The organism is Sulfitobacter sp. CW3, assembly GCF_019392245.1.
In the GTDB taxonomy this organism is placed as follows: Bacteria; Pseudomonadota; Alphaproteobacteria; order Rhodobacterales; family Rhodobacteraceae; genus Sulfitobacter.
The window spans coordinates 1-494 of record NZ_JAHXRL010000035.1 but is presented as its reverse complement, the minus strand read 5'-3'; the positions used below and the strand labels follow the sequence as shown (position 1 = coordinate 494).

The window sequence follows — 494 nt, the reverse complement described above, 5'->3', positions numbered from 1 at the left end:
GTCGGCGGCATGCGCCGGCCCCGAAAGCGCAGCGGGAGGCGGGGGAGGGTTGGGCATCTCCCGCTGGGCCTCTATACCTCCCATCCCATCCATGGTTCCTGCGTTGTGCGAAGCCAGAGGGCCGGCGGGTGATGGTGCAGCCCGTTTAGCACCCACGCGGCGAGGCAGCGAGGAAGTGGTACCCCGCATCGCACCCATATCGTGGTCCCCATTCATGCCCGCCTGCGCAGGTGCGGATGTGCGTGGCGGAGCCACTTCCGTCGTCGACCCGGCCCCCATTCCAGGCATCTGCATGGAAGGGTCCATCTGCTGAGCGACGGCAAGGACGGGGAGTACCGTCGTCGCCAGCAACGCGATACGGAACGCGGTCATGCGGGTTCTCGGTCGAGAGGGCGGACAGTGACGACGTTGAACATTCCCGCATGCATGTGGAGCAGAAGATGGCAGTGAAAGGCCCAGTCCCCAGGATTGTTAGCGGTGATGTCAAAGGTCAC

General features: G+C 65.0%; 1 protein-coding gene. It reads right to left on the bottom strand.

What is annotated here, in order from left to right; translation table 11 throughout:
- Window positions 1–368 precede the first annotated feature (368 nt).
- Complete coding sequence (locus KZZ06_RS22690; protein ID WP_219581764.1) at window positions 369–494, bottom strand: multicopper oxidase domain-containing protein; 126 nt, start codon at window positions 492–494, stop codon at window positions 369–371.